Below are 12,890 nucleotides of genomic sequence, written 5' to 3' on the forward strand. Positions count from 1 at the left end.
CACTTCCCCGCGCACACCCGAGCCAGCCCAGGTCACCAGCTCCGCCAGCGGCCCGCGTACGACCTCCTCGTAGGTCTTGGTCAGCTCGCGGCACACGGCCGCCCGGCGATCGTCACCCCATGCGGACGCCATCGCGCGCAGCGTTGCGTGCGTACGGTGCGGGGACTCGAAGAACACCATCGTGCGTGGTTCGGTGGCCAGCTCGGCCAGCCGGCGTGCACGCTCACCACTTCGGCGCGGCAGGAACCCCTCGAAGCAGAAGCGGTCCACCGGCAGCCCGGACAGCGCCAGCGCGGTGAGCACGGCGGACGGCCCGGGTACGGCGGTGACCCGGATGTCGTGTTCCACGGCCGCCGCGACCAGCCGGTATCCGGGGTCGGACACCGACGGCATGCCCGCGTCGGTGACGAGCAGCACGCGCGCGCCGCCGAGCAGGGCCTCGACGAGTTCGGGCGTGCGGGCGGTCTCGTTGCCCTCGAAGTACGACACGACGCGCCCCTTGGGGGTGACGCCCAGCGCCTGGGTGAGGCGGCGCAGCCGCCGGGTGTCCTCCGCGGCGACCAGATCGGCCCCGGCCAGCTCCTCGGCGAGCCGGGGCGGGGCGTCGGAGATGTCGCCGATGGGGGTGCCGGCGAGGACCAGGGTTCCGGGAGTGTCTGTCACGGTTCCATCCTCGCAGGGGCCATGCACGGGACTCACACAGCGCCGTTCCCTACGATGGCGCGGTGACCAGTACCGCGTCCTCCACGGACACCCGGCAGGACCAGGCCGCCTCCGACCAGCGGCCGTCGTGGCAGCGGCGGCTGCGCCGTTTCGGCTGTGTCGCGGGCCCCCGCGGCGACGTCCGGGACCGGCTGGTGCCGCCGTACGCCGAGCCGAGCCCGCGGCTGTGGGCGGCACTCGGAGTGCCGGAAGGGCCGGCCGGCCGGCTGGTGCGCTGGTCCGGCTGGCTGGGGCCGCTGCTGGTGACGCTGTTCGCGGGGGTGCTGCGGTTCTGGAACCTGGGCAGCCCGCGCGCGGTGATATTCGACGAGACGTACTACGCCAAGGACGCCTGGGCACTCGTCCACCGCGGCTTCGAGGTCAACTGGGACAAGAACGCCAACGACCTGGTCCTGGACCTGGGGAGCAAGGTGCGGATCCCGGGGGACGCGGCGTACGTCGTGCATCCGCCGGTCGGCAAGTACGTCATCGGGCTCGGCGAGCTGGTCTTCGGCTTCGACCCGTTCGGCTGGCGGTTCATGACGGCGCTGCTCGGCACGCTGTCGGTGCTGCTGCTGTGCCGGATCGGCCGCCGGCTGTTCCGCTCGACGTTCCTGGGCTGTCTGGCGGGGGCGCTGCTGGCGGTGGACGGGCTGCACTTCGTGATGAGCCGCACGGCGCTGCTCGACGGCGTGCTGATGTTCTTCGTGCTGGCCGCGTTCGGCTGTCTGGTGGTGGACCGCGACAAGGCGCGCGAGAGGCTGGCCGCCGCGCTCCCGGCGGACGCCGACGGCCGGGTCCGCCCGGACGCCTGGACGGCGGAGCACACCCGCCTGGGGTGGCGGCCGTGGCGGTTGCTGGCGGGTCTGATGCTGGGACTGGCCATCGGCACCAAGTGGAACGGCCTGTACATCCTGGCCGCGTTCGGGGTGCTGACGGTCCTGTGGGACGTGGCCTCCCGCCGGGTGGCGGGCGCGCGGCGTCCGTACGCGACGGTGCTGCGGCGCGATCTGGGCTGGGCGTTCCTGTCGACGGTGCCGGTCGCGGTCGTCACCTACATCGCGAGCTGGACCGGCTGGATCCTCTCCCCGAGCGACGGCTCCGGTGGCTACTACCGCAACTGGGCCGCCACCGACGGCAAGGACAGCAGCTGGTCGTGGCTGTTCCCGGACTGGTGGCGCAGCCTGTGGCACTACGAGACCCAGGTGTACGAGTTCCATGTCGGCCTGTCCTCGCCGCACACCTACGAGTCGAACCCGTGGAGCTGGATCGTCGGCGGGCGGCCGGTGTCGTACTTCTACGAGTCGCCCGCGCCCGGCACGGACGGCTGCCCCGCGGACGCGGGCGAGAAGTGCGCGCGCGAGGTGCTGGCGCTGGGCACGCCGATGCTGTGGTGGGTGGCCTGCTTCGCGCTGCTGTACGTGCTGTGGCGCTGGTTGTTCCGCCGCGACTGGCGCGCGGGCGCGATCGCCTGCGCCATCGCCGCCGGGTATCTGCCCTGGTTCCTGTACCAGGAGCGGACGATCTTCCTTTTCTACGCGGTCGTCTTCGTGCCGTTCCTGTGCCTGGCGGTGGCGATGCTGATCGGCGCGCTGGTCGGCCCGCCCGGCTCGAGCGACTCCCGCCGGGTGGCGGGGGCCACGGGCGCGGGCGTGCTGGTGCTGCTGATCGCCTGGAACTTCATCTACTTCTGGCCCATCCACACCGGCACGGCCATCCCGATAGACGACTGGCGGTCGCGGATGTGGCTGGACACGTGGGTCTGAGCGGCCGGAAACCGCTGCCGGAGCAGCTGTCCCGGTAGCTGTATCTAACAAATGGAAAAACATCCGTCCTCGGTGTCACACCCCGCGCCTACAGTGCCAGGCACACAACGGGGAAACGGGGAGGGGAGCGCGGCATGCGCAAGGGGGTCAAGGGGGCCATCGTCGGCGCGGTGTTCACCGTGATGGTCGGCGGCGCCGGGTACGGGGCGTTCAACATCGTGTCCGCGCTGAACGGCGACGGGGGTGGGTCCGGTGGCTCGCAGCCCGTGAGGACCGGTCCGCCGAGCGGGGACGAGGTCGAGGAGACCACGCGGAAGTTCTTCGCCGCGTGGGAGCGGGCCCAGGGTACGACGGCCGCCTCCTACACGAACAACGCCGAGGCGGCCGGGCCGCTGCTGACGGCCTTCGGCGAGGACGCGCACATCACGGACGTCCGCATCACGCCGGGCACCGCCCGGGGCGCCACGGTGCCGTTCTCGGTGAAGGCGACGGTGTCCTACGACGGCAGGAGCGAGCCGCTGGCGTACGAGAGCCGGCTCACCGTGGTCCGCGGGGTCACCACCGGGCGGGCGCTGGTCGACTGGAAGCCGTCGGTCGTCCACCCGGCGCTGAAGGAGGGGGACACGCTCGTCACGGAGGAGTCGGCGAGCCCGCCCGTCAAGGCCGTGGACCGCGACGGCACGGTGCTGACCGAGGACGATTACCCCTCGCTCGGCCCGATCCTGGACGAGCTGCGCAAGCGCTACGGCGACAAGGCCGGCGGCACCCCGGGCGTCGAACTGGTGGTGCGGCACGCGGACGGGACCGGGGCGGCCGACACGTCGCTGCTGACCCTCGCCGAGGGCGAGGCCGGGCGGCTGCCGACGACGCTGAGCGCGACCGCGCAGGCGGCGGCCGAGAAGGCGGTGCGGCAGTACGCCGAGTCGTCGGTGGTCGCCGTCGAACAGAGCACCGGCGAGGTGCTGGCGGTCGCCAACAACCGCGCGGACGGCTGGAACGCGGCGTTCCTGGGGCAGGTGGCGCCCGGCTCGACGATGAAGATAGTCAGCGCGGCGACCCTCATCGACACCGGGCTGACCAGCATGGACGGGCCGGCCCCCTGCCCGCACACGGCGGTCTCGGAGAGCCAGACCTTCGGCAACCTGCCGGGTATGGAGCCCGACGAGACCGCCACCCTCTCGGAGAGTTTCGCCCGGTCCTGCAACACGGCCTTCGTCAAGTTCGCCGACGAGGTGCGGGTCGACTCCCTGACCCGCGAGGCCGAGGACCGCTTCGGGCTGGGCCGGGACGACTGGCAGGTCGGCGTCCCCTCCTTCGACGGTTCGGTCCCGGCCTCCGGCGGCCCGGACACCGCCGCCAACCTGCTCGGCCAGGGCCAGGTCCAGATGAGCCCGCTGAACATGGCGTCGGTGACCGCGACCGCGACGACGGGTGTCTTCCGGCAGCCGGTGATCGTCCCGCAGGACTTCGACGACCGGGCACTGGCCACCGCGCGGGGGCTCGACGCGAGCACGGTCCAGCAGTTGCGGGCGATGATGAACCGCACCGCCACCAGCGGCAGCGCGGCCGAGGTGATGGCCGGGCTGAGCGGCAGCATCGGCGCGAAGACCGGCTCCGCCGAGGTGGACGGGGCCAGGGCCAACAGCTGGTTCACCGGCTACCGCGACGACGTCGCGGCGGCGGCCATGGTGCAGCGGGGCGGACGCGGCGGTGACGCGGCGGGCCCGATCGTGGCGTCGGTGCTCCGCGCGGGCGGCTGACGGACGTCCTGAGGACGAGACTCCCCGAATGCGGGCGGTGGCTGATGTCACGCCCGCCGGACGGGACTCTAGGGTGGTGCCGTCGTTGCAGACGGTGGAGGCTGTGGGGCCGTAGAGGCCATGAGAGGCACCGGCGCTCCGGAACACCCGGGACGCCGCGGAGGATCGGGAACGCAGTGGGTAACAGAAGGCGCGTCGCCGAGCGACGGAAGACGAGACCCGCCGTCATCGGCGGGGTGATCGCCGTGGTCGTCGGCGGCGCCGGAGTCGGCGCCTACGCGCTGCTGGGCGGCGGGGCCGCGGCCGAGGACGGGACGGCCGGCGCCGCCGAGGCACACGTCAAGTCCGTGCCGGCGGGCCCGCTGTCCGCCACCGAGGTCACCGGTACGGCCCAGCGCTTCCTCACCGCCTGGCAGCAGGGCGATATCGCCCAGGCCGCCGCCGTCACGGACGACACCCCGGCGGCCACCGGCCTGCTCACCGGCTGGACCAAGAACGCCCATGTCGAGAAGGTGACCCTCACCCCCGGCCCCCGCACCGGCGACAGGGTGCCGTTCACCGTCAAGGGCACGGTCGCCTACAAGGGCGTCAGCAAGCCGCTGGTGTACGACAGCGCGCTGACCGTGGTGCGCCGCGCCTCGGACGGCAGGCCGCTGGTCGACTGGGCGCCGGCGGTGGTCCACCCGGAGCTGCGCGAGGGCGACACCCTCGTCACCGGCGAGGCCGGCACCCCGCCGGTGAGGGCGCTCGACCGGGACGGCGGCGAGCTGACCACGAAGAATTACCCGTCGCTGGGCCCGGTCCTCGACGGGCTGCGCGAGAAGTACGGCAAGACCGCGGGCGGCACGGCGGGGGTCGAGCTGCGGGTGGTGCGCGGCAAGGCGTCCGAGGCGAAGAAGCTGTCCGACAAGACGCTGCTGGAGCTGAGCGAGGGCACGCCCGGCACCGTGAGGACGACGCTCAGTCCCCGGCTGCAGGCCGCCGCGGAGGAGCAGGTCGCCGCCAGGGCGCGCGCCTCGGTCGTCGTCCTCAAGCCGTCGACCGGCGAGATCCTGGCGGTGGCGAACTCCTCGCCGGGCTTCAACACCGCCTTCCAGGGCTCGCTCGCGCCCGGCTCCACGATGAAGGTCGTCACTTCCTCGATGCTCATCGAGAAGGGGCTGGCCTCGGCGGACAAGGCGCACCCGTGCCCGAAGTACTTCACGTACGGCAACTGGAAGTTCCAGAACGACGACAAGTTCGAGATCAAGGGCGGCACCTTCAAGGCGAGCTTCGCGCGGTCCTGCAACACGGCCTTCATCAGCCAGGCGCCGAAGCTGAAGGACGACGACCTGACCAAGCAGGCCCAGCAGGTGTTCGGGCTGTCGATGAACAACTGGGCGGTCGGCGTGCCGACGTTCGACGGCTCGGTGCCGGTGGAGTCGAAGGCGCAGATGGGCGCGGCGCTGATCGGCCAGGGCGGGGTGCGGATGAACCCGCTGAACATGGCGTCGGTGTCGGCCACGGTGAAGTCGGGGGTGTTCCGCCAGCCGTATCTGGTCGCCCCGTCGGTGGACGGGCGCTCGCTGGCGACGGCCTCGCGCACGATGTCGGCGTCGACGCTGGCGCAGCTGCGGGACCTGATGTCCTACACGGCGGCGTACGGCACGGCCGCGGAGGCGATGGCCGGGGTGGGCGGTGACGTCGGCGCGAAGACCGGCTCGGCCGAGGTGGACAACCAGAAGAAGCCGAACGGCTGGTTCACGGCGTACCGGGACGATCTGGCGGCCGCGGGTGTCGTCCAGGCGGCCGGACACGGCGGTGAGACGGCGGGGCCGATCGTGGCGGCGCTGCTGAAGCTCGGGGGCTGATCAGCGGGTGGTGCCGACGGGGGTGGCCAGGTAGGTGCGGCGCAGGAAGCGCACCAGCGCCTTCGAGTCGAACTGGACGACCGCGACGCCGTCCGTGTCGTGGAACTCCACGACGGCCTGCACCCGCCCGCACGGCCACACCCGCACGCTCCCGGAGCCGGCCGGGGCGCGCAGGCCCTGTTCGAGGAGCGAGCGGTCGAAGGACCACTCGTGGGTGCCCGGCAGGTCTATGCGGACCGAGCGCGGATCGGAGTCCGGGTCGTACCGGAGGATGACCGGAACGACTCGCTGTTCGTCTTCCGGCCGGTCGTCGGTGTCGGTGAGGACATGGGCTCGCGCGCACTGCTCGACTACAGACATCGGACGGCCCCTTACCCAGCGTGACCAGTTCGGAAGCTGTGAACTCACTTCCCCTCCAATGTCCCATATTTTCCGTTTCGCGCCTCAGGAGAGCGGACGGATTCCGCAGCCGGACCGATATCACCTCGCTCTTGCAAAGGGTTTGCATTAAGCCACTATCATCGAACGGTGCACGTACCTGACGGTTTCATCAACGCCCCCACCTCCGTGGCCACCGGAGTCGTCGCCGCGGGCGCCGTCGCCGTAAGCCTGCGCGGCGCGCGCCGCGAACTCGACGAGCGCACCGCCCCGCTGGCCGGGCTCGTCGCGGCGTTCATCTTCGCCGTCCAGATGCTGAACTTCCCGGTCGCCGCCGGGACCAGCGGTCATCTTCTCGGCGGCGCGCTCGCCGCGATACTCGTCGGCCCCTACACCGGCGTGCTGTGCATATCCGTCGTCCTGCTCATGCAGGGCATCCTCTTCGCGGACGGCGGTCTGACCGCGCTCGGCGTGAACATCACCGACATGGCGGTGGTCACGGTGATCGTCGCCTACGCCGTCTTCCGCGGCCTGGTGAAGGTGCTGCCGCGCACCCGCCGCTCGATCACCGCCGCCTCGTTCGTCGCCTCGCTGCTCTCCGTGCCCGCCGCGGCCCTCGCCTTCACCTTCCTGTACTGGATCGGCGGCACCACCGACGTCGCCATCGGCAAGGTCGCCGGCGCCATGGTCGGCGTGCACGTCCTCATCGGCATCGGCGAGGCCGCGATCACCGCGCTCACCGTCGGCGCCGTGATCGCCGTCCGTCCCGACCTGGTCCACGGCGCCCACGATCTGCGCGCTCCGCTGAAGCTGCGGGTGGGCGGCGAACTCGTCGACGCGCCCGCCCCCGAGGCCCCGGTCGCGGCCCGCACCTCGCACCGCAAGGTGTGGCTCGCCGGGCTCGCCGCCTCCGTGGTGCTCGCCGGGTTCGTCAGCTTCTACGCCTCCGCCGACCCCGACGGCCTGGAGAAGGTCGCCGCCGACCACGGCATCGACCGGAAGGCCAAGGAGCACGCGGTCTCCGACTCTCCCCTCGCCGACTACGGCGTCAAGGACGTCGACGACGCCCGCCTGTCCGGTGGTCTCGCCGGGGTGATCGGCGTCGGCCTGACGGTCGTCGCGGGCAGCGCGGTGTTCTGGGCGGTGCGCCGGCGCCGCGCCGGCGATACCTCGCCGTCGTCCACCGCCGTCGAGAAGCTCTGACGCGGTCATGGGCGCAGGGCACGCGCATCGGCTGTACCGGCGGGGCGACTCGCCGGTGCACGCGCTGCCGCCGCACACCAAGCTCGCCGCCGTCTTCGCCTTCGTGGTGGTCGTGGTCTCCACCCCGCGCGAGGCGATGTGGGCGTTCGGGGTGTACGCGCTGCTGCTCGCGGTCGTCGCGTACCACGCGCGCGTGCCCGCCGGTTTCCTGCTCAAGCGGCTGCTGATCGAGGTCCCGTTCGTCGCGTTCGCGGTGCTCATGCCGTTCGTGGCGGAGGGCGAGCGGGTCGAGGTGCTGGGGCTGTCGCTCAGCGTCAGCGGACTGTGGGGCGCCTGGAACGTGCTCGCCAAGGGCACGCTCGGCGTCGCCGCCTCCGTGCTGCTGGCCGCCACCACCGAGCTGCGGGAGCTGCTGCTCGGGCTCCAGCGGCTGAAGCTGCCGCCGCTGCTCGTGCAGATCGCCTCCTTCATGATCCGCTACGGCGATCTCATCACTGACGAGATGCGGCGCATGCGGATCGCCCGGGAGTCCCGCGGGTTCGAGGCGCGCGGCGTGAAGCACTGGGGGGTGCTCGCGAAGTCGGCGGGCGCCCTGTTCATCCGCTCCTACGAGCGCGGGGAGCGGGTGCATCTGGCCATGGTGAGCCGGGGGTACGCCGGTGCCATGCCCGTCATCGACGAGGTGACCGCGTCCCGGGCGCAGTGGTCGTACGCCCTCGCCCTGCCCGTCGCCGCCCTCGTCGTCTGTCTGCTGGGATGGATGCTGTGACCGCTTCTGTGGATTCTCCGGCTCCCGGGGACGCTCCGGCCTCGCTGGAGGTCTCCGGCCTCGCCTTCGCCTACCCGGACGGGCACCAGGCCCTGTTCGGCGTGGACTTCTCGGTCTCGCGGGGCGAGCGGGTCGCGCTGCTCGGGCCGAACGGTGCCGGCAAGACGACCCTGGTGCTGCACCTCAACGGCATCCTGTCCGGCGGCACCGGCACGGTGACGGTGGCCGGGCTGCCCGTCGGCAAGCGGCACATGGCGGAGATCCGGCGCAAGGTCGGCATCGTCTTCCAGGACCCGGACGACCAGCTGTTCATGCCGACCGTGCGCGAGGACGTGGCGTTCGGGCCCGCGGCGGCCGGGCTGAAGGGCGCGGAGCTGGAGGCCCGGGTGGAGCGGGCCCTGGAGCGGGTCGGCATGGCGGAGTTCGAGGACCGCCCGCCGCACCACCTGTCCTTCGGGCAGCGGCGCCGGGTGGCCGTCGCGACCGTGCTGGCCATGGAGCCGGAGATCCTGGTCCTGGACGAGCCGTCGTCGAACCTGGACCCCGCCTCCCGCCGCGAACTGGCCGGCATCCTGCGCTCGCTGGACGTGACCGTGCTGATGGTCACCCACGATCTGCCGTACGCGCTGGAGCTGTGCCCGCGCTCCCTGATCCTCAGCGAGGGCGTGATCGCGGCCGACGGGCCGACCGGCGAGCTGCTGTCCGACGACGCCCTGATGCGCGCCCACCGCCTGGAGCTGCCGTTCGGCTTCGACCCGCGGTCCGTGACAATGGGCGCGTGACGCGCCGAGACGACGAGGGAGTCGAGCCGGCCGAGGGGCCGCCGCTCCTGGACCAGCAGCTGTGCTTCGCGCTGTACGCCGCCCAGCGCGCGGTGACCGCGGCGTACCGGCCACTCCTGGACGAGCTGGGCCTCACCTACCCGCAGTACCTGGTGCTGCTGGTCCTGTGGGAGCGCGGCGAGACGACCGTGAAGGAGCTGGCGGGCGCGCTGCGGCTGGACTACGGCACCGTGTCGCCGTTGCTCAAGCGGCTGGAGGGCGCCGGTCTCGTCCGCCGGGAGCGCGCACCGCACGACGACCGCTCGGTGCTCGTCGCGGGCACGGGGCGCGCGGAGGAACTGCGGGAGCGCGCGGCGCGCGTCCCCGTCGCCCTGCTCACGGCGACGGGACTCGGTGCGGCGGAGGCGGCCCGGCTGCGCGAGGAACTGTGGCACCTCGCCCACCGTGCCGAGGAGGCGGCGGCCCGCGCCCGCTGACCGCCCGCCCCCGGTCCGCCCCTACGCGGCGTGCCGGGTCCCCGCCGACGCCATCCCCAGCCAGGTGTGCGGGTTGCCCTCCCAGCACCAGCCCAGCTTGGGCATGCCCTGGCTGATCCAGATCGCCGGGACTCGGCGGTCGCCGGAGCGGGAGCCGCCGAGGGAGAAGCACTTGTTCTTCACCAGCACCTCGGGGAAGTGGGTGATCAGGGCGATGCCCTCCTCGATGGTGAGCAGCGTGCGGCCACGTCCGGCGACGGTCTCCATGGCGTCGTTCGGCACGACCCCGCAGAACTCCTCGCCGCGCTCCACGTCGCACACGAGATAGGCGCGGTGGCCGGGCATGGCCACCGACGGGACGGCGACGAACCGCTCCAGCGCGCCGGGCTCGAAGCTGTGGTCGACGAAGCCCGGCTTCTTCTTGCCGTGCAGCGTGGTGAGCGGCATCGTCCGCTCGACCGGTGCCGTCTCGCGGGTGACGACCAGCAGGAACGGCACCCGCCCGGCGGTCACGTCCGCCTCCTTCTCGGGCACCGCGGCGCGCAGGGGCGCGCACAGTGCCTCGAATTCCGCCGTGCCGAGCCCGCACAGGGCGGGGTAGCCCAGCTCGATCAGATTGCGTACCTGCCGGTCGAACTCGCGTGCAGTCATGAAGTCCCTTCGAGGGGAGAGGTTGACGGAACAAAATTAGGTTCGACCTAGAAATATGTCAAGCATAATTTTGTGCGCGACCTAGCTACACTGCCCGGCATGACCGATGCGAGGACCGGCCTGCGGGCCCTGAAGAAGCGCCAGACCAGGGAGAAGATCTCCAGCGAGGCCACCCGCCTCTTCCTGGAGCGCGGCTTCGACCACGTGACGATCGCGGACGTGGCCGCCGCCGCCGAGGTGGCCAAGATGACCGTCACCAACTACTTCCCGCGCAAGGAGGACCTGGCCCTGGACCTGGCCGGGGTCTTCGTCGAGACGCCGGCCCGCACCGTCCGCGACCGCGCCCCCGGCGAGTCCGCGCTGGCCGCGCTCCGCCGCGCCTTCCTGGCCGCCGCCGCCGAGCAGGACCCGGTGATCGGCTTCTCGGGCCTGCCGTTCGCCCGCATGATCACCGACAGCCCGGCCCTGGTGGCCCGGCTGCGCGAGTTCCACGACGCCCGCGAGAAGGCGCTGGCCCGCGCCCTCGTCGAGGAGACCGGCGCCGCCGGGGACGACATCCGCCCCCGGGTGGCCGCGGCCCTGCTGGGCGGCGTGCACCGGCTGCTGTTCGAGGAGACCCTGCGGCTGACACTGGACGGCCGCGCCAACGAGGAGATCTCCCGGATCGTCACCGGCCAGGCGCACACGGCGTTCGCGGCCCTGGAACCCGCCCTCGGCGACTACGCGGTACGCCCGGCCCGCTGACCGGCGGAGCAGCCCGGCGCCGTTACCCGCGGTTGCTCCCCCTCGCCGCACACGGCGTACCTACTGACCAGTACCTTGTGCACGATGCACCCGCACGTCCGTGTGCTGCCCGCCGCCGCGTCTGCCCTGGGGGAGGTCCCGCCGTGTCCGAAGGCGTCGCCGTCGACACCCGCCCGACGAAGATCATGTACGTGGCCGAGGCCACCGCGCACGGCGGCCGGGACGGCTATGTCACCAGCCAGGACGGCCAACTGGAGCTGAAGGTGGCGATGCCGCCGGAGCTGGGCGGCGACGGCAACGGCACCAACCCGGAACAGCTGTTCGCGGCGGGCTACAGCTCCTGCTTCCACAACGCGCTGATCCTGGTCGGCAACCGCGAGGGCTACGACCTCACCGGCTCCACGGTCGCCGCGAAAGTCGGCATCGGCCCCAACCGCCACCGCGGCTACGGCCTCGCGGTCGCCCTCAGCGTCTCCCTGCCGGTCCTCGACCCGGACCTCGCCTCGAAGCTGGTGGACGCGGCCCACGAGGTCTGCCCGTATTCCAACGCCACCCGCGGGAACATCGACGTGACGATTCTGCTTGGGTGAGTGGGGGACCCGTACCGGACCCGTACCGCAGGACGAGGAGGACGGACGTGGACGCGAACGGCACTGTGGCCGAGGGCTTCGAGCCGGTCAGGGACGCGTTCGTACGAAACTTCGGCACACTCGGCGACCGCGGCGCGGCCGTCACCGTCTACCGGGACGGGCACAAGGTGGTCGACCTGTGGGGCGGCACCCGGGACGTCGACGGCACCGAGCCCTGGCAGCCCGGCACCGCCCAGATCGTCCGCTCGGCGACCAAGGGCGTCGCCGCCGCCGTCCTGCTGCTGCTGCACCAGCGCGGCGAGCTGGACCTCGACGCGCCGGTGGGCACGTGGTGGCCGGAGTACAAGGCGGCGGGCAAGGAGCACACCCTCGTACGGCATCTGCTCGCGCACCGCGCGGGCGTGCCTGCGCTGGACCACCCGCTGACGCTCGCGCAGGCCGCCGACCCGGTGCTCGGCGCCGAGGCGGTCGCCGCGCAGGCACCGGCGTGGGAGCCCGGCACCGGGCACGGCTATCACGCGCAGACGTACAGCTGGCTCACGGCCGAGCTGGTGCGCCGGGTCACCGGCCGGCCGATCGGCGCGTGGATCGCCGACGAGATCGCGGGCCCGGTCGGGGCGGACTTCTGGCTCGGGCTGCCCGCGGCCGAGGCCGCCCGGGTGGGCCGGGTCGGCCAGGTGACGGCCGAGGAGGCGGCCGGTGCCCTGCGGACCCGCCCGAAGCGCGCCGTCTCCGACGCCTACGCCGACCCCGAGTCCCTGACCCGCCGCGCCTTCGGCGCGATCACCCCGCACCCCGACGAGAACGACCCGGTCTACCGCGCCGCCGCCCTGCCCGCCTCCAACGGCATCGCCACCGCCGACGGCCTGGCCCGGATCTACGCCTCCCTGATCGGCGAGGTGGACGGCGGGGTCCGGCTGTTCACCCCGGAGACGGCCGACCTGGCGCGCCGGGAGCAGTCCGCGGGACCGGACCGGGTGCTGGTGGTGAACACCCGCTTCGGCCTCGGCTACATGCTGCACGGCGGCGCGTCCCCGCTGCTGTCCCCCGGCTCCTTCGGCCATCCGGGCCGCGGCGGCGCGCTCGGCTTCGCCGACCCGGAGTCGGGGATCGCCTTCGGCTATGTGACGAACGGCTTCCGCAAGAGCGTCACGGCGGACCCCCGCGCGCAGGCCCTGGTGAGGGCGGTCCGCACCGCCCTCACCGGCACGTGACGCGC

13 protein-coding genes are annotated in these 12,890 nt (G+C 72.5%); 10 read left to right on the top strand and 3 right to left on the bottom strand.

Going from position 1 to position 12,890, the window contains the following annotated elements; genetic code table 11:
• On the bottom strand, positions 1-663 hold a 663-nt coding region (rsmI, locus tag VE614_RS17680; protein ID WP_324937585.1), incomplete at its 3' end, for a 16S rRNA (cytidine(1402)-2'-O)-methyltransferase.
• A gap of 62 nt (positions 664-725) precedes the next feature.
• Here rsmI and VE614_RS17685 point away from each other — a divergent pair.
• From VE614_RS17685 to VE614_RS17695, 3 genes are all read left to right on the top strand, one after another.
• Positions 726-2,468: a dolichyl-phosphate-mannose--protein mannosyltransferase gene (locus tag VE614_RS17685; RefSeq protein WP_324937587.1), complete on the top strand. Its 1,743-nt coding sequence runs from the start codon at positions 726-728 to the stop codon at positions 2,466-2,468.
• A 134-nt stretch (positions 2,469-2,602) separates the two neighbouring features.
• Complete coding sequence (locus VE614_RS17690; protein WP_324937589.1) at positions 2,603-4,228, top strand: penicillin-binding transpeptidase domain-containing protein; 1,626 nt, start codon at positions 2,603-2,605, stop codon at positions 4,226-4,228.
• Between the two features lie 176 nt (positions 4,229-4,404).
• On the top strand, positions 4,405-6,078 hold the full coding sequence (locus VE614_RS17695) for a penicillin-binding transpeptidase domain-containing protein (RefSeq protein WP_324937591.1): 1,674 nt from the start codon (positions 4,405-4,407) through the stop codon (positions 6,076-6,078).
• Here VE614_RS17695 and VE614_RS17700 read toward each other — a convergent pair whose 3' ends face one another.
• Entirely contained in the window at positions 6,079-6,438 is a 360-nt protein-coding gene (locus VE614_RS17700) for an SsgA family sporulation/cell division regulator (RefSeq protein ID WP_324937593.1), read from the bottom strand.
• 168 nt (positions 6,439-6,606) lie between these two features.
• On the opposite strand from VE614_RS17700, the gene VE614_RS17705 reads away from it, so the two are divergent.
• Genes VE614_RS17705 through VE614_RS17720 form a run of 4 tightly spaced genes read left to right on the top strand, consistent with a single transcriptional unit; the run spans position 6,607 to position 9,686 of the window.
• Entirely contained in the window at positions 6,607-7,659 is a 1,053-nt protein-coding gene (locus tag VE614_RS17705; RefSeq protein WP_324937595.1) for an energy-coupling factor ABC transporter permease, read from the top strand.
• 7 nt (positions 7,660-7,666) lie between these two features.
• Complete coding sequence (gene cbiQ, locus VE614_RS17710) at positions 7,667-8,428, top strand: cobalt ECF transporter T component CbiQ (protein WP_324937597.1); 762 nt, start codon at positions 7,667-7,669, stop codon at positions 8,426-8,428.
• Complete coding sequence (locus VE614_RS17715; protein WP_324937599.1) at positions 8,416-9,210, top strand: ABC transporter ATP-binding protein; 795 nt, start codon at positions 8,416-8,418, stop codon at positions 9,208-9,210. The genes cbiQ and VE614_RS17715 overlap by 13 nt, the downstream gene beginning before the upstream one ends.
• Positions 9,207-9,686 carry a MarR family transcriptional regulator gene (locus VE614_RS17720; RefSeq protein ID WP_324937600.1) on the top strand — a complete coding sequence of 160 codons (480 nt, stop codon included), beginning with the start codon at positions 9,207-9,209 and terminating at the stop codon, positions 9,684-9,686. Before VE614_RS17715 ends, VE614_RS17720 begins: the two co-directional genes overlap by 4 nt.
• Positions 9,687-9,707: 21 nt before the next feature.
• Here the strand turns inward: VE614_RS17720 and VE614_RS17725 are convergent, their stop codons facing one another.
• The gene (locus VE614_RS17725; RefSeq protein ID WP_324937602.1) at positions 9,708-10,337 is read right to left on the bottom strand and encodes a DUF5701 family protein; all 630 of its coding nucleotides are present in this window, start codon (positions 10,335-10,337) and stop codon (positions 9,708-9,710) included.
• A gap of 99 nt (positions 10,338-10,436) precedes the next feature.
• Between VE614_RS17725 and VE614_RS17730 the strand changes: the two genes are divergently transcribed.
• The 3 genes from VE614_RS17730 (at position 10,437) to VE614_RS17740 (ending at position 12,885) form a co-directional block, all read left to right on the top strand.
• Complete coding sequence (locus VE614_RS17730) at positions 10,437-11,081, top strand: TetR/AcrR family transcriptional regulator (RefSeq protein WP_324937604.1); 645 nt, start codon at positions 10,437-10,439, stop codon at positions 11,079-11,081.
• Positions 11,082-11,224: 143 nt separating this feature from the next.
• Positions 11,225-11,671, top strand: a complete 447-nt coding sequence (locus VE614_RS17735; protein ID WP_324937606.1) for an organic hydroperoxide resistance protein — start codon at positions 11,225-11,227, stop codon at positions 11,669-11,671.
• A gap of 47 nt (positions 11,672-11,718) precedes the next feature.
• A complete protein-coding gene (locus tag VE614_RS17740) occupies positions 11,719-12,885 on the top strand; it encodes a serine hydrolase domain-containing protein (RefSeq protein ID WP_324937608.1) in 1,167 nt (388 codons plus the stop codon).
• Positions 12,886-12,890 lie beyond the last annotated feature (5 nt).

It is taken from the genome of Streptomyces sp. (assembly GCF_035645055.1).
In the GTDB taxonomy this organism is placed as follows: Bacteria; Actinomycetota; Actinomycetes; order Streptomycetales; family Streptomycetaceae; genus Streptomyces.